Origin of the sequence: Rivularia sp. PCC 7116, assembly GCF_000316665.1 — a bacterium.
In the GTDB taxonomy this organism is placed as follows: domain Bacteria; phylum Cyanobacteriota; class Cyanobacteriia; order Cyanobacteriales; family Nostocaceae; genus Rivularia.
In genome coordinates, this window is the sequence record NC_019678.1 from 7148872 (window position 1) to 7171213 (window position 22342).

Consider the following 22342-nt stretch of genomic DNA (forward strand, 5'->3'; position numbering starts at 1 on the left):
AGGAGTTAAAGGAATTATAAAATCCTTAACTCCTAATTTTAACTTCTCCGATTTATGTTTAAATATCGGCAATTTTTTTTCTTTATTTTTATTTATTCAGAGTTTAATAAAGTGATTAGACAACTAGTAAACACAGCTAATAAGTATCAGCAAGAGTCGCAAGATAAACATAAACCATTAAAAGTTACTATCCTTCATCCTAGTGCAGGTGTGAATTGGAGTGGCGGCTCGGAAATTTTTGCCATCGAAATGACTCGTCGTTTATCTGCTTACTTTGATGTAGAACTTTTAAGTGGTGCTGAATGCGGCAACTTTTCTCGCAAAGCTGGGGGTGTTTCTCGCGCTTATACTTACAACTTAATTAATCAACCGTTGATTAAGAATTTAGTTCATAGGTTTGCAAATCATCCTGAAATTATTATTGAACATTTAACTAATTTTCTACCTTGTGTTAGTCGCTGCCTGATTAATTCGACAGATTTAATTTTCCCTTGCAACGATTATGGCGGTTTAGCAATGGCTGCGGCTGTACGTGCAATCAAAGGTACTCCAATTCTCTATACCGAACATAACGGCTTACTAGCTCAGGGAAAATGTTTAAAGCGCAATCTATCTTTCTCTCCAGACTGTCTGGTAGTTTTCGATAAAAAGACTGCTTCATTTGCACGTAACATCAAGCCACAGCAAGAGTTAAACATTATTTCTAATGGAGTTGATTTAGAAAGATTTACTCCCGATGGAGCTAAATTAAATTTTGGTTTGACAACGCCGATTGTATTGTGTGTAGCTTCTTTGAATCGTAAAAATCACAAAAGAGTGGACTTAGCAATCAATGCAGTTTCTCGCTTATCTCAAGTGAGTTTATTACTATGTGGAGATGGTCCTGATAGAGATTATTTTCAAGCACGGGGCGAACAATTGCTTGGTGTAAATCGTTTTAAAATATCAACTTTTCCTTCCCAGAGAATGCCAGAGGTTTATCGCAGTGCTGATGTATTTACCCTTCCCTCTATTAACGAGCCTTTCAGCTTAGCTTATATGGAAGCAATGGCGAGTGGTTTACCGGTAGTTACAACTGATGATCAAATACGCCGCTATATTGTTGGCGATAGCGGTATATTGTGCGATGTCACAAATCCAGAAATCTATGCAGACGGATTATTTCAGGTTTTGAAAACAAACTGGCAGCAAAAGGCAGTCAGTAATGCTGCAAGGTTTAGTTGGGATAATATAGCTTGGAAATACAGAAATGTGATTATGGAAACAATTAAAAGAAAGAAGGAGACAACAGTCTAAATATTGTTATTTAAAATACAAATAATCAGATAGCTATGCAAAAAGTATTTATGCCTATACGCCGAAGCATAGCTAAGTAGGTAGGCATAATTAAATATAAGATAAAACCTCACCACGCCACTTGCTATAAGTCGGGGAACCCGCCCAACGCAGTGGCTTCTCAATCCCTCTCCTTAGTAAGGAGAGGGAAGCCGGAGGCAGGGTGAGGTTTTATATTTAATTCGATCCACTTACTTCTCTCAGAATATACAATTTAGTAAATCAACGTAAATTACCATAAAATAACTGTATGAATAAAACAATTATTTTATAATTATCAATTGATAGCTCGCGAACCAAAATATTAAATATAAAATCAAAAATAATTAAGCAAAAATAATTAAATAAAATTAAGATTATGCCACAAGTCTCTGTAATTATTCCAGCTTATAACGCCATGAGTTTTCTACCAGAAACTCTGAAAAGTGTTTTTAAACAGACTTTTACCGACTTTGAAATATTAGTTGTGAATGATGGTAGTTCTGATGATATTGTGGAATGGGTTTCGCAAATAACAGACCCGAGAGTCAAATTGATTTCGCAAACAAATCAGGGCGTGTCCGCAGCACGAAATGCTGGAATTCGCAAGGCTCAAGGAGAGTATATTGCTTTTATTGATGCCGATGATTTATGGGAAGCAACAAAGTTAGAAAAGCAAGTAAACTGTATGCAAGCTAATCCCAAGGTAGGTTTAGTCTATACTTGGACGGCTTTTATTGACCAGTTTAGTAAACCTATAGGAATATCAAAGATTTCTCATTCTGAAGGAGATGTATGGGAAGAAATTGTGATTAGAGATATGATATCTCCTGGTGGTTCAGCAATGGTTCGTGCTGAATGCTTTGATAAAGTAGGTCTTTTTGATGTGGAATTAAGTATCGGAGAAGATAGAGATATGTGGACTCGCATTGCTGCCATATATCCTTTTGCAGTAATCAAGGAATTTTTAACTCTCTATCGGAGACATTCTCATAATACAACTATAAGTAATGAAAAAATAATTCCTCAATTGTCTCAGGTAATTGAAAAAACTTTTGCAAATGCTCCAAAGCACCTACTCTATTTAAAAGGTCGTAGCTATTGCTGGATTAATATTTATGCGGCTTGGTCTTCTATTCAAGATGAAAAAGACTATCAGCAAGGAGTTTTCTACCGCAGACAGGCAGTCCAACATTACCCTAAAATACGTTTTACATTAATGTATTTACGTCAGACTATAGCTATAACAATGTTAGCCTTATTAGGAACTGAAAATTACGGTAAAGTGCGGGGGCTTAGGAAAACCTTATTTAAGCGGAATAGCAGTACCGTTTCATGATATATCTTTAAGCTTATCAGTGTAATGCTCTTGCCCAATTTGCCAAATGCCTAATGCTCAAATTCATTGCAAACATACAAATAAAGTATATTTCTTATAACTTATAAATATGGGAATACGTAATCAAGCCGTCAAAGGCGGATTTATTATGGTTATCCGTCAGGGTTTGGGTATTTTACTCAGCTTGGCAAGCGTTATTTTTATTACGAGAGTTATTGGTCCCGAGCAATATGGTTTTTTTGGTGCTGCTTCAGGGATAGCTACATTTCTCTACCGTTTGGGACCTTGGGGTTTAGATGTCTATCTAGTTCGCAAAACTGAAAATCCAGAGCAGCAAGAATATAATCAAGCTTTTACTATTTTATTAGCTGTCAGTACAGTATTTGCTTTAAGTATGATTCTGGGAAGAGATATCATTAGTAATATTCTCAGAATAGAGCAAGTTTCACCACTTTTGTTTGTTTTAGCTTTTACAATTCCTCCCTTTCTTTTAAAAGTACCTGCAACAGCAAAACTAGAACGGGATTTAAATTTTCAGCGTATTGCTTTCAACGAATTAATCAGCCAAATTAGTTATTATATCGTTGCTATCCCGATGGCATTCCAAGGAGCTGGTGCTTGGGCACCGGTAACGGGTTTATTAGTTCAAAATTACATTTTATTTATACTGAGTCACACAGGTGCCAAATTAAAATTCGGTTTCTCTTGGAATCCTAAACTAGCTAAAGAAATGATCGGTTTTGGTTTTACATTTTCGGCTTCTAGCTGGACTTGGGAATTGCGAACATTAGTCAATCCAGTGATTGTAGGGCGTTTTGCTGGTGCCGAAGCCGTTGCCTTTGTCGCTTTAGCCATACGGTTAGTAGAAATGCTTTCCTTTGTTAGACATATTGCTTGGCGGTTGGCGATCGCTGCTTTAGCAAAATTCAAAGAAAATAAACCTCGTTTGCGTAGTAGTGTTGAAGAAGGAATGCATTTACTGGCTTTGAGTGTCGGTTTGCCAATGGCAGGTTTTTCCCTAGTAGGGCCGATAATATTAAATATCGTATTTGGTCAAAATTGGAATCCGGTACTAGAAGTATATCCATTCATTGCCGTTAGCTACATTGCTTATTCAGTCTTAAACTTGCATACTTCCGTGCTTTATTTGCTAGGTAAAAATATGCGAGTTACCTGGTTTAATTTAGTTCACGTCATATTATTTATAGGTGCGGCGTTTTTACTAGTGCCAAAAATGGGAATGATTGGATATGGATGGGCTGAAATATGTACTTTATCCAGCTATATTATCCTACATTTATACGTTTCCAAAGCAATCGGTATGCCAAACTATACAACTGCTTTTATTTGGTTTACTCTTTCAATTAGTGTATTAATTATTGGTACTCTTGAAAGTCCGTTACGTTATTTTTCTGTATTTTTATTACTGCTTCCCTTAATATCAACAAAAGAAAGAAAGAATTTGTGGGGATATTATCAGATATTGAGGTCTTAAAAAATTGTCAAATACCAAAAGGGATACCTCACCCCGCCCTCCAGGGCACCCCTCTCCTTGTCAAGGAGAAAGGAAGTCGTAGCACCATCAATTAATATTTTTCTTTTTAAGGTTAGTTTAGGCACACAAAAGCAATTGGTAATCGTAGATTTGTATGTTGGTTGATACGCACCAATAATATTTATTGTGAGTGAAAAAATTTGATATGCGTCGTAACCCAATATTATAGACTGGTTTTATATAATGATTTTGACTTGTTTGCAATACAAATAGATTTCGCTCTTCTTCCCTCTCCTTAATAAGAAGAGGGATATCCGGAGGACAGGGTGAGGTTTTAAAGGTATTTAACTTAACCGAAAATTGCTATATATATTCATTCGTAGGTTGGGTTAGACGCACAAACACTATTTATTGTTAATGAAAAGATGATATGCGTCGTAACCCAACATTTATATATTAGTTTTATCTAGTTTATATGAGAAAAGAAAGTCAGATATTCCCACTACAAATATGTTTCTATTAAACCCTACACTGCCGAAGCTTCTAGCAATTCAACTTCCTCACTTTCCGATTCATCCCGAATCTTAAAATAAAAATAGAGATTTGCAATTGTTAAATCGGAAGCTTGCTGTAAATTATTTGTAATCAATTGTTTATAACCAGCAATTTTAGCTCGTTGATTTATATAACTTTCGTAGTCTTTACGCAAATCTGGCTGGAACATAAATTTTAATTGTTCGCGTAAAGAATAATAGTGCGATTTTTCGCTAATCGTTTCGTAGATAACTTGTTCTGGTGGTACCGATAAACCAGTTGAAGTTGATTCAATTTCCGCAATTTTTTCAGTTTCTGAACTATTTAAATCGCTATTATTTAAAAGTTCAAGTTCATCCTTCGGTAGACTTTGCATCCAATCAATTTGATTTTGCCATGTTTCAACAACAGCTAAATCGTGATTGCGAATGCGGCTCATTTCTGGGAAAAGGAAATTAAGTTCGTCTTCGGAAGTACAGGAATTAATGATTGTGGAAGCGTTTTCACAAATGTGGTTTTTTAGATGATAAAGGCGATCGCTAACTGCGGACATTTCATTTTGCACTTGATAGGTAGCAACAATCGCTTGTTCTATACCCCAAGCGCATTCCAATCGACGTAATTGCCCAGCAGCACAAGTTTCTCCTAATAATTGCGGATTGGTATAACTTGCTAATGCTTGATACAACATTCCTCGTACTGCATCGATTTCAGCATTTCTGCGGCTGTCATCTTGTATTTGCATAGCAGAATGAAACCTCTGTAAAGCTTGAGTAAATATCCCATATGCTTGTACTAAAACTACGCGATGCTGTTCAAATTTAATATCTTGAGCAACCTGCTCGATAACTTGTCTAATTTCTGCACCTTGCTCTCTAAGAGCTTGTTTTAGATCGATAAAGCCGTTTTTAACTTCAGAACGTGGATATTTGAAAATCAAAAATTCTCTAAACCAAGTCGATAACTTAATTCGAGCTTGTTTTGATGGCTTAAAGCAAGCTGAAGATACTTTGGAAGGTAAAATACAAATCTCTGAAACTGAAAAGCTGAATATTTTCGAGCAAATTGGGGAAGCAAGTGGACGCTACGGAAAAATCGATGCTAAAGCTCACGAATTATTAGAAACTGTTTTTGAAGAGGTAATTCAATCTAGGGATGAGTGGATTGAAACGTTAGGAGAAAAGTTAGAGTTAAAATCGAATGAATGGGAGTCGGAATATTCAGGAATTTGGAATCGAGAAAAACTAACACAAGATTATGCTTATCAATTTAATCAAGACTTATCTGAAGAACTTGATAATTGGATAAATGAGGAATTAAAAGAAAATATATTGCAAAAACCTTTAGAATCTTTAGATATCACAATACAATTCGAGTTGGAAAAACTTAATCATGAATTTAAAACATTGAAAACCTTGCAAGAACAAGAGTCTGATGATTTAACCCTTTTAGATAATAATCAAAATGATTTAATTTCCATTTCATATAATGGTTTTTGGGGCGGTTTCGGGGCAATTGGTGTTGGAGCCGCATTAGTTCCTGTAGTTTTTATTGCTGGACCAGTACTAGCCATAATCGCCGGTCTTGGCGCTGGGTTGTTCGGAGCAGGAATGCTGGAAGAGAGTGTAAAAGAAAAGGTAATTGAACTAGGTTTTGAAAAATTTAATGATTCTATAGATGATATCTTTGAAAAACTAATTGAAATGATTATTTCACTATTTGGTGAAAGAGTTGAAATGGCATCTACACAAATCGCTCAAGCTATTTCACTCTACGAAAACCTTTTAGAACAGCAAGAAAACGCTCATCAAGAAACTATAGAACAACTTCTTGCCGATAAAGCATGGATTTCTCAAAAGCGTAGTGAACTCGAACGGATACAGCAGGATATGAAATCGATTATTCAGGTTTATTAACCCAATCGACAAAGGCTATTTAATCATTAATAAAACAAAAAAAAAGAGTAGATGAGAGTCTCTAATTGCTGTAATTAGTTACTCATCTACTCAAAATAAAAAAGAGAAGGAAATCAAAAATTAAAATTGTAAATACTTATTTAAAATTACTGATGTAAAATTTCTATTGTTTTATTTAACTCATCTCCTTTAAAATGGGGTGTTTACTTAGAGTTGGTTGAATCTCTGCTTGTTTTTCTTGGCTCAACCATATTTATATAGTATTTCCACTTACGAAGAAATGTCATCCTCAAAAGTGACAATTCGCAATTTCTTGATGTTGAGAACAAAAAAAGGAAAATTACTTAGATACTCTTTTGTAAATAATACATTACATGAGAAATATACTGAAACAGTTCAGTTGTAGTTGTAGGTTGGGTTAGACGCACGAATAATATTTATAGTTGATCGAGGATTTTATATGCGCCTATGCCCTTTGGACAAGCTGAGCGTTCCCTTAAACCACAAACTATCAATTCCCAATCGGTGGAGCAAGCTTTACACGAGATTTTCCGCCACCACCAATACTATTGGGGCTATTGTTGTCAACGATGTGTAATGCTTGAAACAATTTCATATAATCATCGTAAAATTTGCCGCCTCTTGTCTCGAAGTCATAACCGTATTTTTTACGAAACTCATCGGGAACTCCTTTTTCTACTGCGAAGTAGTGAGTGTCTTCATGTGAGTCTTCCACAACGTAAGCACCGTAATTTTGCAAAGCATCAAATAACTTTTTACCTGCTGGTGTTTGTAATTTAAGACTTTTCTTAGTAATTTTTGGCGGAATCGCTAGTAACGAACCCTGCACAAAAGCATGATTTTTCCCACCATATTCTTTCGCTGCATAGTCATCAGCACGACTTGCTGGCCAGCGATAACCGCGTATTTTATTATCGTAATGTAAATATTTTTTCGCCCAAATTACAACTTTCAAAGCATGAGGAATTGGTTTGTTGTTCGTTAGTTCGCCTTTACGAATTGAACCACCAATTGAAGATAATCCAGAGCCAAAGTGTGCCCCCCCTATTCCTTCTCCATAAATATCTACGTTGTCATATCGCCAACCGTATAACGAACCTTTTTTTTGACAGCGAGCTAATGGTGAAAGCTGAACTAATGTTCTGCCGTCTGGCATTAAGAAGGCTGAAGCGTTGTTTGGTGTATGATGCGGTTCTTTTGTCGCATCCGGAATAATTAAGTTATCCGGAATTGGGATGGCAATGTTCATATATTTCGTACCCGTACATCTTCCTTCCCCCCAAGCTCCAGGAGCGTAAACTCGACGATAGGGATATTTATCTTTCAACTCAAAAAAATATTCTTCGTCTGCTGCTGCTTGTTTGGCTTTACCTATATTTGCCTTAACGTAACGTGCATTATCACCTATGGGCATATTCCAAATAGATGTAGATAAAAAGGGTTGCAAAAATTTATCCCTTTTAGGAGCTTTCCCAAAAGTACTGCCACAATCCCAAGAGATAGCCATAATTACGGCAATCAGGAAAACTACTATAATACGCAGCCAGAATAGACTTCTTAAAAATGAAAGGTTTTTCATCCTCGTGAAATTAAGCTCTAATTTGCATTCTTATGACAAATAGTTAAGAAATTATAAATTATTTATCTGAATAGCTATCGCCATGATATGTCTAATTCCCCAAGTTATAAACGACAATCATTAGCTTTCTTGAGTTGCAATTGCTTAATTTATAGCAAAAATAACTTTATAAAAATTATAGATTATATGTATTTATTAACTTTGCCTGGTTCGCAATCCAAAGCATAATTTAAAAGTAAAGATGCCTTTGCTGGCTGCATAAGTCAATAGATACAATTATGATTACGAATATTGTAGCAAGAGCCGCAAAGCCTGCAAATAGGCTTGTTTACGGCTCGCCTCTTAATCCTCGACTTTCAGTTAAAAATGCTGCAATCTCAATGCTAAACGCTCTTTCCTCAACTTAATTAGCGAGAAAAGGTTAATTAAAATGCTTTTAAGTTATTTATTGATTTTTGATTGAATTTTGAAAGACATTAAGTAGCAAATAGCACTTAGTTATAATTGAATTGAATTGTCTCGAAAGATTTGAGAAGACAATCTCAAAAGGATTATAGACAAAAATTAGTTTTGCATTTTGAAGTGTGAAGTAAGTAGTAATTAGTACTTTAAAGTTGTTGACTACTTAAGTATTATCGGTACTTTGATTGTTTCGCTAAGTATTTATACTTTTATGTAGTAATATAAAATAATAAAAGATAAAAAGTAACTTTTAATAAACTTTGGCTAAAAAGTGCAAAGTTGAGCGGGAAAACATCACTAAAAAGTTTGTTTAACTGATGAGTACCCGTAAGGTTTTTTTAAACATTGAGTTTGATTCCAATTTTTATAGGTAAAGAGGTAACAAAGGGAAGTGAATTCACAAACCCTCACACAAAACAATCGTAAGTACGATGCACGTCAAATAGCGCGATTCTATCGCCTGCGCCCTTGGCTGGGTTGGGTACGTGCAAGCACAATCGTCTTGAACTTCATCTGGTTTATTTTCGGTTTGAAGTGGGATGATTTTATGGGAGTAGCCGAACGTAATAAATTGAAACGAGCGGTTCAGCTACGAAAAATACTTGTACGTCTGGGGCCGACGTTTATTAAAGTTGGTCAAGCCCTATCAACTCGACCCGATTTAATCCGTAAAGATTTCTTAGAAGAACTGATCAAATTACAAGACCAACTGCCACCCTTTGACAACGCTATTGCTTTGAGACAAATTCAAAGCGAATTAGGTCATCCCGTCAAAGAAATGTTCAGCGAACTTTCCCCCGTTCCAGTTGCTGCTGCGAGTCTGGGTCAAGTTTATCGGGGTCGTTTGCACACGGGTGAAGAAGTTGCAGTCAAGGTACAGCGACCAAATTTACGTCCGATACTTTCCCTTGACTTGTATTTAATGCGCTGGGCTGCTAGCTGGTTATCTCCTTGGTTGCCTTTGAATTTGGGACACGATTTGACATTAATCGTAGATGAGTTCGGTACCAAATTATTTGAGGAGATTGATTATCTCAACGAAGGTCGTAACGCTGAAAGGTTCGCTACTAACTTTCGTAACAGCCCTGATGTAAAGGTTCCAGCTATATATTGGCGATATACTTCAACTCGCGTTTTAACTTTAGAATGGCTGAACGGATTTAAGCTGACCGATACTGAGAGTATCATTGCAGCAGGTATAGATCCGCAAGAAATTATTCAAATAGCTGTAACTACAGGTTTACAGCAGTTATTAGAATATGGTTTCTTTCACGCTGACCCCCATCCAGGAAATTTGTTTGCGATGCCTGACGGTAGGATGGGCTATATCGATTTCGGTATGATGGATCAGCTATCGGAAACCACCAAGGAAACTCTTGTAGATGCGGTGGTTCACCTGATAAACAAAGACTATACCGATTTAGCTGGTGATTATGTCAAGTTGGGTTTCTTGACACCAGATACAGATATTCGTCCGATTGTACCTGCTTTGGAAGCATTGCTTGGAGATGCAATTAATCGCAACGTCGGGGAATTTAATTTCAAGACCATAACGGATGAGTTTTCCAAACTCATGTACGAATTTCCTTTTCGAGTTCCAGCCAAATTTGCTTTAATTATTCGCTCCTTGGTGACTCAAGAAGGTATCGCGCTATCGTTAAATCCGAACTTTAAGATTGTCGAAGTTGCGTATCCTTACGTAGCACGACGATTGCTCACCGGTGAATCGGCTCAACTGCGACGAAGATTAATCAACGTACTGTTTAAGGATGGTACATTCCAGTGGGAACGCTTGGAAAATATGATTGCGATCGCGCGTACTGACAACAATTTTGATTTATTACCCACAGCGCAAATGGGTTTGCAGTATTTGCTCAGCGATGAAGGTCAATTTCTTCAACAACAGTTGATAATTGCACTCACAGAAGACGATCGCTTACATGCTGAAGAAGTACAGCGTTTGTGGAATTTAGTCAAGGATGATTTAAATCCAACTCGTTTGTTGAGTGCTGCTTTTGGAGTTTTCACTCAGTTTTCCAGAGAGAGAGTTGCGGCAATCTTACCGCCATTTACCACTTCAAGTTCTGTGAACAACACCTGAAAAATAGCTGGAATTTCTCTTTAAACCTCTCTTCTACGAGGAGGGAGGTTTAAGGAGTTAGATTTCCGAAAACTCAAGTAAAATGCAATACTTATCAAATAACCTCTTAGCAACCAGCATATAAATTAGGAGTTTTCATGTATTATTATCCTTCAGAACCGCCGTACTTAATTTTAGCTTTGGGATTTTTTATAGCCGTTACTTCCGGTGCAGCATTAGACGGAACTCTAAAGGCGATATCCAAAACATGGCGAAAAAAAGGTGCTGAAGATTCTGCCCCTCGTTTTTCTAATAAACAATTAATAGTGCCATTTATTGGTATCACAATAGGCATTGGTTTATTTCTTTGCTCGGGGTTAGCAATATTTGGTTTTCCTAATTGGCTTGCTTGTGCCGTTGGTGTACCAATTACTCTTTTAACTTGCATATTAACTGCTTTTCAATTAGGAAGCATGATGACTTATGCTGAAAGTAGAGGATTTCAATCTTTAGATTTAGATTCTTTTAACTAAAATCATAAATTTAAAACTAACTATTCGCTGTTTGTAAATTCTTTTGTAGAACAAAGCAATTTATAAGCGGCGAATATTTTTATTGATATTTTTTATTGTTAGGAATGGCCGCAACTGGCACATTTTGCTTGTAGGGTGCTGTGACAGTTAGCTTGATTTCTAAGGCAATAATAAGGTTTTCCTGTCACGCACCAACCAAAGCCTTATGACAATTGCGGCTATTCCTGATTGTATTGATATTTAATAATTAGTCAACTTTAAAAATAAGTAATTTTACAGTGGTCGAATTACATGTAATTTATGCCAAACTTATTAAAAAATAATAAAGTAGGTAGGTACAAATAAAACCGACTATGTAACTAAATCTAAATTAGCCAAAATAATTGCGATGATCCACACCCTAATCTTCGAGAAGCCTTAAGCCGCACTTTGGGTGAAGGGGGAACGGGTGAATACTTCGCTACATTAGATTTCGCTCGCAATTACATAGTTATAAGTTTTCTCACCCACCTACTTATCTGTTTGTGCATCCCTAAAATATGATTTTTGAATAATGAATTTAAAACAAAAAGAGTTCTGTATTTGTACTTATGTCGCTGGCAGTATATATCGTGCTTTAGCAAAAAACCTAGTCCAAGATTTAGCTAAATATGCACCAGAAATTCCTTTTATAATTTATACGGATAAACCACAAGAGTTTGAAAACTACAGTAACGTCTTAGCATTCGGGCATAAAAGACAAGGAATATTGCATTACCACGAACGCAGATTTGCAATTCAGAAGGCATTATCAATGTTTAAATCCTGTATGTACATTGATTCAGATGTAAGAATCTGTGCCCCAATACCAAATCGTGAATGGCTACCAGGAATTACAGCTAGAAGCTGTACTGGTATGATAAAGCATTTTCAAGAAAGAATAAACAAAACCGATACACCTTCAGTAAGTGCTTTGAAAAAGTTTGAACTTTTCAAAAAAATGGCTAATAAGCTGAATATTGATATTGAAAAAGAAGATGTTACATGGATAAATGAGTTTCTATTTGTTGTCACTAGAGATTCTGGTAAAGAAGAAGAATTTTTGCAAAATTGGGAAAAAATTGCAATTTATGCAGAAGTAAATGGACTCCATAAGCATCCTGCGTATGCAATGGGATTAGCAGCGACTAAAGCCAATTTAAGAGTCAGACATGATGTCATGGAAGGTGTAGATTTTTTTGATGATAGAATCGAAAAAATTCGGATTTCCAAAGGGCAAACTAGTTCAAAGGATAAGTTAAAATATTTTGAAACCCAGAAGAAAATCGAAAATCCTCGAAATCCGATTTTTAAGAAGATAGTTAAGAAGGTGAATAAATATGTTGAGTATCTATATCACTTTGTGCGTCTTAGAGTAACTACAATCTTGAGTAATTATAATTTTTACTATCGTTAATAAAGTTGCACTGTCTTCGCTATTTTTGAACAGTAGGGTGCGTGATGCATTTAGCCTAACGTACCCATTTTGTGGATAGTATAGTGCGTTGCACTCGGCGACAATACACCCTAAAAATAATCTTTAACCGCAACATACCGAAGCCGTAACACAACGACAATAAAGTGGGAGGAGAATCCACACCGCATTTTGTCTACCTCACAAAAAGGGATTAGATAATTTATCTAACCCCGAATAGTTTTAATTTTTTAGCGATTTAAAATTTACTTCTTCAACGAACGAAGAAAACTTTTTGCTTCATTCATAGTTTTTTGCCAAGAGGTTGGTTTGGGCTTTTCTGGAAACACAGGTGGTGGTAATTGTGGGTTCAAGTTGCGGTAATGTTCCCAAATCTCCCAGTAAGGACAACCTGGTTCGATGCGAATACCAGCCCAATGCAGGTACTGTAAAGGTTGATTGACTTTTGGATCGATTAATTTATGTCCTTCATGTAAAAAGTGAGAAGTTCCTCCCCAGTTTCCCGGTGCTTTTCCTTCTCTATTGACTATATTGAAACGCTTGGGAATGCGTTTGAGCAACATATAGTTGATAATTGGTTGATCGGATGTTTTTTCGGAGAAATCGAAATATTCTGGATGCTCCGCACATTCTGCAAAGGTTTCGTATAAATCTTGTTCGGATATGAGGTTTTTCTTGGAACCCCAAAACCCACCATTGAATATATCTTTAACTTCGCTTTCGGTAAATACTTTTTTTTCTAAAACTGTGGGGCTGAATACGTTTTTAATTCCACCACTATGTTGATAGTCGCAGCAAATGAAGTCAGTCTCTTTTAAATAATTGAGATTATCAATAATTTTTTCAAAAACAACAATATCTGTATCTATATACAAAAACTCATCAAAAGGACCAAACCAACAAGCTTGCTTGCGGAATTGGTTAGGACGAGCAAAGAATTTACCGCCGAAGGTTTCGTATAATTTATTAGATAAGCGGTCAATAAATTCTAAATCCTCGTAAACTCCTACTCCATAATATTTGCCGAGAGTGTCAGCTATTTTGTGATAATTATCATCATAGGGAATCATCACAATAGGAGTTTCTTTGTCGTGGAGACGAATGCTATTGAGTAAAGCAATAGCGTGATCTGTCACTTTATCATTAGCGATGATATAAATACCTTTAGTCATGAGTTATGCTCCAACTTTTAATCCTAATTTTTTTAAAAATCGTTTGGTTAGACTTGGGGGTGCGTTGTAAGCTTTTGGCTTAGTGGTGAATTTTGGTCGCTTGTCTGGTTCGTGGAGATAGCGATAATGCAGAAAAGTTTCGCGGTAAGGGAAATCAATATTTTCTCCACTACAAACGCGGCTAAATAGTTTGGAAGATAAGCCTATATAGTGCAAATAAGTTAAACGGTTCCCTTTGTCATATACCAGATTATCTCGTTCGTCAAAATGAGGAGATGTAACGCAACATCCGGTTATTTGGCTTTCAGGTAAATGATTGGAAAAATTATAGCTAGGTATTTCCGACCGCATCACCATATAGTTAAGGATTGTTTGGTCGGGAGCATTTTTGTATAATATTTCTGCTTCCCCAGCCTGTAATTTTGATAATAAATATTTCCGTTTTTCTGCGTCAAATAAACCTTTATTGGCAGCATAAAAACCAGCACAGAATATTTCGCTATCGAGTCGAGATTGAGGAAAAACATCTCGTAATTGATTGGAATTAGCGTTGTATACGTGATTCAAGTCCTTATGCTGAAAATCATACACTACGAAGTCATTTTGATTTAGTTGCTCAAATATATAATCTAGTGAATTTAATACTAGAATATCGGCATCCAAATAGATAAATTTATCAAAAGCACCATCAAAACCGCAAAATCTGCGATGCATCCCCAAGCGATAAACTCCCGGAATACCTTGTTCTTGCCAAATTTTATAGGCATCCGGATGTGCTTTCCATATTTGGGCAGAAAATTCTTCCCAAAGCTTAATTGCAGAAGTATCTGCAAATATTTCAACATTACTTCTATGTTTTATTTCCTCTCTGACTCTTTCTAAACGGTCATCATAGGGAATAATAGAAACAGCATACTTATTACCAATATTTGCTTCAATAGAATTGAGTAAAGCTACTAATTGGTCATAAACTATATCATTAGCAAGTATGTAAATACCTTCAGTCATTCAAGCCTCCTTAACCTCTCAAACTACTGTTGATTATTAGGAAAATTTCTTTACATAATTTGAGAGCCACGATACCAAATTAAGCTTGTGTAAAATAATTTGTCTGGCTTCGGCAATTGCCTCTTTCGCTTCATACCAAGCATCTGGTGTAGATGTGACTTCTTTTATATAAGCCAATCCTTTTTCATCCATACTTGGTAATCTTAAAAAGCTACCGGGAGGTAATAATTTATCAGCAGCAGGACCACCATAATAAATAGGTAAACACCAAGCGAGTAGAGAATCCCAAAGTTTTTCGCTTACATACCAATCATTATCGATATAGTTCTCGACTGATAAGTTGTAATAGTAAGGTGCCATACCATACCATTTATTACCAAGTTCTCCGCCTCCTTGCGCCCAATCAGGTAAACCGCGTCCGTACAAATCAAGTTCTAATTCACTATCACGTAGCATCTTTAAAAATGCTAAACGCTTGCGATGATTCTCGGTACGATTGATACCGGATGTAACCCAACTTAGAGGTTTCGCTTTAATCGGTGGCGGCATTTCATTTAACTCTCGAAATGAGTTAGAGTAATACCAAATTGCGGGCATATAATCGGGATTGGGTGCATAATCATCAGGCCCTGAAACATAGCTACAATAGTTTTGGGCTGCTTGATAAAATTTTTTGTTCTTTTCAACAACTTCTTCTAAAGGTGGTTCTCGCAACAAATAAATTACCTTGTCTTTAGGCATTCCTCGAAGCTTTTCCTTGAAGGTTTTTTGTACTTTTTCGTAATGATTTTGTCGCTTTCTGTTCTTCCAGAATAATAAATGTTTCTGCGGTGGTTTGGGGAAACTCGTGTAATTATACATCAACAGAAAATCCGGTTTTGGATCTGTCGAAACTAGTTGAATATTATCCCAAATGCCAAAATGTTCGGGAGTTTGTTGCCACAACCAATCGCTTGCGTTATCCAAAGCGCTATAGCTGCTCATCATGCCAATTTTAATTTTATTTGTAGTCATATGATTATTTGTATTAATTAGGGAGTAGGGAATAGGGAATAGAATTTTTATAACTCTCAACTCTTAAGTCCTAACTCATAACTTTTAACTGTTTACTGTTCACTGTTCACTGATAACTGGTTTCAGAGATTCATCAACATAACTGAGGATTTTCGCGGCTCGATTTTCCCAAGAAAACTGCTTGACGAAATCGATACTATTAGAATAACCTTCGATTTTTCGGGGATGGGTTTCCAAAACTTGCGCTATTGATGCTCTAAATTCACTGGAACTATCAGGTTCGCACCAAGCGGCGATCGCCTTTGTATTCTCAAACTCGGTTAAAGAAGGAATTTTTGTAGATACGATAGGTGTTCCAGAAGCAAAGTAGTCAAATAGCTTCAGAGGAGACGTAAAAGTTGCAGCTTTTCCAGAGCAGTGAGGATGAGCTAAGATATCGGCAGCTTGTAATAATGATGCTAATTCTTGTTGCAAGATAAAGCCGAGAAAGGTAATATTATCAACTCCTTTCTCTTGGGCTAATTGCTGATAATGTTTTACCTGCTTTTCCTTGCCTCCAGCACATACAAATTGAACCTGAGGTAACTGCTTAGCCACATCGATTAAAATATCGATGCCTTTAAATTGTTCTAATGCGCCGGAATAAACTATTAATTTTTCTCTGCCATTTTGTAGTAACTGATTTCGCCATTCCTTAGCTGCTTGAGAATGTCTTTCCATAAACAAGCGATTATAACCATTATGCAGTTTAATTACTTTTTCTGGTGGCATTCCATTTGCAATCATGCTTTGACGCACCGTATCGCCTACAGTTACGGCAATTTGAAATAATGGATTGTTGACTATTGCTTGTGCAAACGGTTTGTCTTCGTGGTGGTGATGTTCGTAAATTGCAGGAACACCATTTTTTACCGCAGCTTCGATAAAATTCCAGTCTCGACTGTGAACAATTTTAGTTTTAGGAAGAATATGGAAAGGAAAATAATATTTTGAGGCAATAGTATTTGAGCTAGTGAATTTACTTTTTACATAGTCGATGGGAAAAGGCATCGGTAAAGGAGAAACTTTCAGCTTATCGTGCAGGTTATAATATTTTTTGAGTTTATCGGGTGTTTTTCTAGGTCGAAAGGGACTGATTAAATCAATCGGGTTTAAAGCTTCCTTTCCTTTGGAAGGATATACCAATACTGTAGAGTAACCCAAGTTAGCAACAGCATTTGCTGCATTAGTAGACTGGACTAAATGAGCCTCTGGTTTCGGGATTTCTTCTTTAATAAAATAAATATAGTGTTTTTTTGAATTATTATTTTTCATATAAATAAATTGATGATTCTATATTATCCATTTATTGATGATAGCTACTTTTAAGCTTTAATATTGTCTTCAAAGTGCTTTAGTTCATTGAGTAAGTGCAAAGCTGATTGATAAGCTTGAGAAACTATTTCATCTTCCGATTGAGTCTTATCTTCTTCTTGTTTAATTAATAAGTTGAGCGAAGTCATTATTGATTCTGTATTTTTGCGGAAATCTTTAGAAATCTCTTTTAAGTTATTTTCTGGAGTTATTTCGTCGTGACTTTCTCCTGCTGTTGAAACTAATTGCCAGTTTTTTTGTAAGCTGAAAATATCCTCAAAAACATCAACAAAGCTCAAAATTTTCCAAGCTGATTTATAAGATTCTTCTAATAATTGATGCTTTTCTTGAGAATTCTCTGGGGAATTATCGATTAATAAAAGCAGATAACCAATCATAGAGTTGAGTCGAGTCCGCATTTCGTAAGATACTTTCACCAAACTTTGCTGACGATTATTTTCTGTTTCTCCTTGGGAACCAAACTGCATCGAATAAAGCCTTTTGTAGTAGCCGCCCTTTTGCAACAGTTCTTTATGGGTTCCCACTTCTACTACCCTTCCTTGCTCTAAAACCGCTATTTGGTCGGCTTTTTGTACCGTAGAAAGACGGTGAGCGACTACCAATGTAGTTCTATCTCGGCTCAAATCATCGATAGCTTCTTGTACTAAACGCTCGGAAACAGTATCTAATGCAGAAGTGGCTTCATCCAGTATCAAAATTTCGGGATTTTGCAACAAAGCTCTTGCTATTGCTAATCTTTGCCTTTGTCCTCCAGACAACATTACACCGCGATCGCCGATTGTGGTTTCAAAACCTTGAGGCAGTTTAATAATAAATTCGTAAGCATTAGCACGTTTGGCTGCGGAAATCACTTCTTCATCATCAGCTTCGGGTTTTCCATAAGCAATGTTGTTTCTTACCGAATCATTGAAAAGGAAAGTGTCTTGGGAAACGATTCCCATTGCTTGTCGCAGCGATTGTAAATTGAATTCTTTTAAATCTGTATCGTCAATAGCGATTTTACCGGAATTGGGGTCGTAAAATCTTGGTAAAAGGTCGGCTAAAGTTGATTTACCCGCACCCGATCCACCTACTAAAGCTAGGGTAGTGCCCCGAGGTAAATATAAATCGACATCTTGAAGAATTAATTTGTCGTGATTGGGATAGCTAAAGGAAATTGAATTGAAATGTATTCCTTTATCTAAATTTGTAAAATTAATATCACCGCTACCCATAAACGGTTTGTTTTGGATGTCTAAAAAATCTGCAATTACACTAACGCTAGCAGATGTATTGGCAAAATTACTACGTACCGTATTTAACTGAGACAATAATGGCAGCGTTCTTAAAAGAAGTAATAAATATGTTAGTAGTACTGCTGAAAGCGAAGATATCTGGTCGCTAAAAATAGAACGACTGATAAAAACAATACCTAATAAAGCTGAGATACCCATTACTTCACTAAGCGGTGCAATTAATTCGGAGTTAGCCTGAGATTTAAAATCTGCTTTTTCTCGATTTAGAATTAATTCCTTAATGCGTCGAAATTCTTTGTTTTCGTTACCAGTGGATTTTACTAAACGTATACCATTTAGAGTTTCTAGCATCGCGATGGAATATCCTTTAGATATTTCGCTTAATTCCTTACCAAATTTTTTAGAACGGATAATTGCATACTGATTTACTACCATCACTAAAGATAATAATAGGACTGCTGCAATCGTTAACTGCCAAGAAAGCAACATTAATATGCCAGCAAAAACAAAAATAGTAATTCCCAGAATTATTAGTTTTGTGATGTTGCGTATTGCAGAAGCTGCGCGACCACTTTCTACTCCTAGACGGTTGATTAAATCACCGACTTTCATCTTGGAATAATAATCAATATCAACTTCTAATAACAGCTTGACACCAGCTTGGCGAATATCTGAAGTTAAACGACGGGTTAAAGTACTAGATGTCAAACTACTCGCATAATTAGCTGCATTTTTTAATAAAATAGTTAGTATAATACCTAACGCCATCAATAATAAACGATAGTTCTCTGGAACATTATCGAATGGATACATAATGGCTTTAAGAAGTACAGGGGCACCCTCTAAATCTACTTCTTGACCTACAATTCTGAGAATTACTGGCACAATTAATGTAGCACTAACCCCATTAAATAAAGCTCCTGAAAAGCCCAAAACAACTGTGAGGATAATCCAGCCTGGATAGGGTTTAGCAAATCGATAAATTAGCTTTTTCGTAGACATGAAGCTTTTTACTTAAATTTTATAACTTGAGATGAGACAACAATCATTTAAATGTCTTTTAAAGAAATAGTTTATAACTCAAAAATATAGCTTATAAACGAGAAATAACTTTAGATAAAGTCGATGCCATCGCGTCTATACTATAATTTTCAATGCATCTTTCTCTAGCTCTTTTACCTTTTTCAATAGCTGATTCAAAATTCTGGAAAATATATTCTATTGTGTTCGCAATGTCCTCGGGATTACTTGAATCTACAATATAACCGGTGTCTGCTAAAATTTCTGGAATATCTCCTACTCTTGTTGCCAAAATTGGCTTTGCCATAGACATTCCATCTGTTAATTTTAAAGGAAATTGGGCTAAAGCGGCAGGAGTGTTTCGTTGAGGAACAACGATTACATCTGCACCCGCAACAATTTCTGGCATTTTATCGGCTGACTGTTTTGGTAATTGAATTATCCAACGTCCCCATTTTTCAATTAACTGAGCATCATAATTATCATAAGGACTACCACCAACAATAACTAGCTTTATAGTAGAATCATTTAGCTTATCCAAAGCCATTAAAACATCTTCTACTCCTTTGTAGGGTCTTGGGGCACCGGGGAACATTAAAATTTTATAGTCGGAAAATCCATATCTCTTTTTACTTTCTTGAGAGTTATAAAGCTCGGGATTGAAAAGTGATGTATCTTTTCCATTTGGTACGAATATCCCACCGAAGCGTTTTCTCAAAAATTCAGTATGAATAGTAATTACATCCGCTTTATGGGACATATTTTCTAACCATTTTAAATAAAGTGGATGGTCTGGATATCTCAGCACACCTTCGGACTTCAAAACATCTCTACCAAATTGCTTTAAAGAAGGACGATACTTCCATTTTTCCCCACCAAACCAACTTAATTCCCAATCATCAATATCTAAAATTATTGGCTTCCGAGAATTCATTCTTTTTATCAACGACAACCCCAAAGTAGTAGGTTTAGGTCTCATTGCATAAATTATATCGCCATCTAATTTTTTTAAAAGCTGAGAAGCACTGGAGATAAATCCTGGATAATTATAACCCTTAAATGTCGTAATTTTAATTTCAGATTGGGGAATTACCGCTGCTTGATTGCCGAACACAAATCCTAAAATTTCCACTTGGTATTCAAGCTTTTGCAGTGCTTGTGCAAGTAAAAAACAACGTACTCCACCACCTCCCCATCGACCTTCTCCAGAGGCTGATAGATCGCTAACAACTATAGAAACTTTTAGTTGTTTTTTGCTTTGCATACTTCCCCACAACAATTAAGTTCTGCTAATTGACAATAAAAAATATTAGTAGAAACCCCGATGCCTATTTAAGTGATGTTTTAAATCTTCTTATAAAACGGCATTTACTCAATGTTTATTGTATAAAAACACGAGTCATAGTCTAACTCTGTATCTACTAGTTATCCTAGAGCGAATTTACTGATAGTTATAGAGAAACCTAAATAATTATATCTATGAGTAAGTACTATTACGGTTTGGATTGAATTTGTCAATGTTAATATAGAAACTTAAATATATGCGTTTTAGCAAAAGAAAGCCGGTTCTTTTTACGATCCATAGTCAATTTCGCTAAACTGGTTCTGGGTTGAACAAATATAGATTAGGAAGGCTAAATTATGCAGGTGTTTCGCTTACCGGCACTTTCAGATAATTATATATTTTTGCTTTACGACAATAAACAAAATATTGCTGCTGTAGTCGATCCAGCCCAAGCGGAACCTGTTTTAGCAAAACTCAGAGAACTCAATGCTGAATTAATCGCTATTTTTAATACCCATCATCATTACGATCATGTAGGTGGTAATCAAAAATTAATAGAGAAATTTCCCCAACTCACAGTTTATGGTGGAAGCTGCGATAAAGGCAGAATTCCCGGACAACAAGTTTTTCTAGAAGATGGCGATCGCGTTTCTTTTTCTAATCGCACTGGTGAGGTTTTATTCGTTCCCGGACATACCCGCGCTCACATAGCTTACTATTTTCCTCCCGAGAATCACGGAGAAACGGGAGAACTATTCTGTGGAGACACTTTATTCGCTGGTGGTTGCGGTAGGCTCTTTGAAGGTACACCAGCACAAATGGTAAATTCACTGAGTAAAATCCGTGTTTTACCGGATAATACGCGGGTTTGGTGCGCTCACGAGTATACTTTAAAGAATTTAAAATTCGCCATTGCAGTAGATGGTGAAAACCCCGAACTTCAAAAGCGATTTGAGGAAGTTAAAGCATATCGCAACCGAAATCAAGCTACCGTTCCCTCTTTGTTGGGAATTGAAAAACATACCAATCCCTTTCTCAGATGGGAAGAGCCTGCATTACAATCGGCTGTCAACAGTAGCGATGCGGTGGAAACTTTCGGGCGTTTGCGGGGGATGAAAGATAATTTTTAAATGGGAATTTGTACTAATGGCTTTTCCTTAAGTTGGGAATGATTTATCTCCCCCTAGGATTGGGGGTTGGGGGCAAATCATACTTTTAATCAGCAACGCCAAATATGACATGTACTGCATCATGCTGTTCTAATAGTTGCGTTATTTCTGCTGACATTTGATTTGTCATGTCGTCTTCATGCTCTAAGGTACGAAGTTTTTGAATTGCTTCACCCAAGGTTATTGAAGCATCAGAATCAGAATATTGATTTGGAGTGTATATTCATTTTGTATTTAATTTATACAAGTAAGCACTTACTTATTTTAGAAATATACAATTCCAATAATAAATAAGCAAATACTCACTTATTTATTATCGGAGTAAATTTAGAGTTAAAA

Annotated in this window: 17 protein-coding genes; 8 read left to right on the top strand and 9 right to left on the bottom strand. The window is 36.2% G+C overall.

The window, feature by feature from the left end; translation table 11 throughout:
- Positions 1-111: 111 nt before the first annotated feature.
- The 3 genes from RIV7116_RS27480 (at position 112) to RIV7116_RS27490 (ending at position 4148) form a co-directional block, all read left to right on the top strand.
- A complete protein-coding gene (locus RIV7116_RS27480; protein WP_044292427.1) occupies positions 112-1296 on the top strand; it encodes a glycosyltransferase in 1185 nt (394 codons plus the stop codon).
- 397 nt (positions 1297-1693) lie between these two features.
- Entirely contained in the window at positions 1694-2653 is a 960-nt protein-coding gene (locus tag RIV7116_RS27485) for a glycosyltransferase family A protein (protein ID WP_015121600.1), read from the top strand.
- 109 nt (positions 2654-2762) lie between these two features.
- Positions 2763-4148, top strand: coding sequence for an oligosaccharide flippase family protein (locus tag RIV7116_RS27490; RefSeq protein ID WP_015121601.1), 1386 nt, complete (start codon positions 2763-2765; stop codon positions 4146-4148).
- Between the two features lie 526 nt (positions 4149-4674).
- Here the strand turns inward: RIV7116_RS27490 and RIV7116_RS37235 are convergent.
- On the bottom strand, positions 4675-5622 hold the full coding sequence (locus RIV7116_RS37235; RefSeq protein WP_015121602.1) for a hypothetical protein: 948 nt from the start codon (positions 5620-5622) through the stop codon (positions 4675-4677).
- On the opposite strand from RIV7116_RS37235, the gene RIV7116_RS27500 reads away from it, so the two are divergent.
- A complete protein-coding gene (locus RIV7116_RS27500; RefSeq protein ID WP_052330858.1) occupies positions 5612-6598 on the top strand; it encodes a hypothetical protein in 987 nt (328 codons plus the stop codon). The two genes, RIV7116_RS37235 and RIV7116_RS27500, sit on opposite strands and share 11 nt — an antisense overlap.
- Positions 6599-7109: 511 nt before the next feature.
- Here the strand turns inward: RIV7116_RS27500 and RIV7116_RS27505 are convergent.
- Positions 7110-8126 carry a hypothetical protein gene (locus RIV7116_RS27505; protein WP_232435727.1) on the bottom strand — a complete coding sequence of 339 codons (1017 nt, stop codon included), beginning with the start codon at positions 8124-8126 and terminating at the stop codon, positions 7110-7112.
- 925 nt (positions 8127-9051) lie between these two features.
- Here RIV7116_RS27505 and RIV7116_RS27510 point away from each other — a divergent pair.
- The 3 genes from RIV7116_RS27510 (at position 9052) to RIV7116_RS27520 (ending at position 12708) form a co-directional block, all read left to right on the top strand.
- Entirely contained in the window at positions 9052-10761 is a 1710-nt protein-coding gene (locus tag RIV7116_RS27510; protein WP_015121605.1) for an AarF/ABC1/UbiB kinase family protein, read from the top strand.
- A 137-nt stretch (positions 10762-10898) separates the two neighbouring features.
- The gene (locus RIV7116_RS37240; RefSeq protein WP_015121606.1) at positions 10899-11273 is read left to right on the top strand and encodes a hypothetical protein; all 375 of its coding nucleotides are present in this window, start codon (positions 10899-10901) and stop codon (positions 11271-11273) included.
- 553 nt (positions 11274-11826) lie between these two features.
- Positions 11827-12708 carry a hypothetical protein gene (locus RIV7116_RS27520; protein WP_015121607.1) on the top strand — a complete coding sequence of 294 codons (882 nt, stop codon included), beginning with the start codon at positions 11827-11829 and terminating at the stop codon, positions 12706-12708.
- A 263-nt stretch (positions 12709-12971) separates the two neighbouring features.
- Here RIV7116_RS27520 and RIV7116_RS27525 read toward each other — a convergent pair whose 3' ends face one another.
- The 6 genes from RIV7116_RS27525 to RIV7116_RS27550 all read right to left on the bottom strand — a co-directional run bounded on the left by RIV7116_RS27525 (position 12972) and on the right by RIV7116_RS27550 (position 20813).
- Positions 12972-13898, bottom strand: coding sequence for an Npun_R2821/Npun_R2822 family protein (locus tag RIV7116_RS27525; protein ID WP_015121608.1), 927 nt, complete (start codon positions 13896-13898; stop codon positions 12972-12974).
- Positions 13899-13901: 3 nt separating this feature from the next.
- Positions 13902-14906 carry an Npun_R2821/Npun_R2822 family protein gene (locus tag RIV7116_RS27530; RefSeq protein ID WP_015121609.1) on the bottom strand — a complete coding sequence of 335 codons (1005 nt, stop codon included), beginning with the start codon at positions 14904-14906 and terminating at the stop codon, positions 13902-13904.
- Positions 14907-14942: 36 nt separating this feature from the next.
- Complete coding sequence (locus RIV7116_RS27535) at positions 14943-15920, bottom strand: glycosyltransferase family 10 domain-containing protein (protein WP_015121610.1); 978 nt, start codon at positions 15918-15920, stop codon at positions 14943-14945.
- A 99-nt stretch (positions 15921-16019) separates the two neighbouring features.
- The gene (locus RIV7116_RS27540) at positions 16020-17234 is read right to left on the bottom strand and encodes a glycosyltransferase family 4 protein (protein WP_015121611.1); all 1215 of its coding nucleotides are present in this window, start codon (positions 17232-17234) and stop codon (positions 16020-16022) included.
- Positions 17235-17284: 50 nt separating this feature from the next.
- Positions 17285-19531, bottom strand: coding sequence for an ABC transporter ATP-binding protein (locus RIV7116_RS27545; protein WP_015121612.1), 2247 nt, complete (start codon positions 19529-19531; stop codon positions 17285-17287).
- Positions 19532-19622: 91 nt separating this feature from the next.
- Positions 19623-20813, bottom strand: coding sequence for a glycosyltransferase family 4 protein (locus tag RIV7116_RS27550; RefSeq protein WP_015121613.1), 1191 nt, complete (start codon positions 20811-20813; stop codon positions 19623-19625).
- Between the two features lie 377 nt (positions 20814-21190).
- On the opposite strand from RIV7116_RS27550, the gene gloB reads away from it, so the two are divergent.
- The gene (gene gloB, locus RIV7116_RS27555; protein ID WP_015121614.1) at positions 21191-21964 is read left to right on the top strand and encodes a hydroxyacylglutathione hydrolase; all 774 of its coding nucleotides are present in this window, start codon (positions 21191-21193) and stop codon (positions 21962-21964) included.
- An 85-nt stretch (positions 21965-22049) separates the two neighbouring features.
- On the opposite strand, the gene RIV7116_RS37455 is transcribed toward gloB, so the two are convergent.
- Complete coding sequence (locus tag RIV7116_RS37455; protein WP_256380827.1) at positions 22050-22181, bottom strand: hypothetical protein; 132 nt, start codon at positions 22179-22181, stop codon at positions 22050-22052.
- Positions 22182-22342: the final 161 nt, after the last annotated feature.